Raw genomic sequence first — 641 nt, forward strand, 5'->3', positions numbered from 1 at the left:
TTGCTGGTCAAAAGAAAACGATGCCGTTATGACTGGTGAGCGATTTGGATTGATTCGTTTTGGTTCTCGCCTTGATACTTATATACCGACTGAAATGAAATTACGTGTTGCAGTTGGACAGACAGCAATTGCTGGAGAAACGGTTTTGGGTTCTTTTGATGATAAGAGTGCCACAACGGACTTCAGATACGATTAGGACTCACAATGAAAAATTTTTCGCCATTTTCTTCATTCAATCCTGAGGGGCAGCATGATGATGTTGCAAATCGGCGGCGTTCACCTACATCAATGCGGTATGTCATTCCTAATATCATTACTATTTTAGCAATTTGTGCAGGGATGAGCAGCATTCGTTTGGCTTTTGAACATCGCTATGAAGCTGCTATTTTAATGGTGCTTCTGGCCGCAGTTTTAGATGGTGCTGATGGTCGCATTGCCCGTTTAATAGATGGTAGTTCATCTTTTGGGGCACAGATGGATTCTCTTGCTGATGTTATAAATTTTGGTGTTACCCCTGCACTCATTGTTTATTCTTTTATCTTGAATCAAGCGAATCATATTGGGTGGGTTGCAGCCCTTGTTTATTGTGTTGCTTGTTGTTTGCGATTAGCACGTTTTAATGTGATGTTAGATAATCCCAA

Annotated in this window: 2 protein-coding genes; both read left to right on the forward strand. The window is 40.9% G+C overall.

The window, feature by feature from the left end; genetic code table 11:
• On the forward strand, window positions 1-196 hold a 196-nt coding region (locus ACFIO3_RS14915; RefSeq protein WP_375704762.1), incomplete at its 5' end, for a phosphatidylserine decarboxylase.
• An 8-nt stretch (window positions 197-204) separates the two neighbouring features.
• On the forward strand, window positions 205-641 hold a 437-nt coding region (locus ACFIO3_RS14920), incomplete at its 3' end, for a CDP-alcohol phosphatidyltransferase family protein (protein ID WP_375704763.1).

Source organism: Bartonella sp. AD328YNZD (assembly GCF_042196425.1).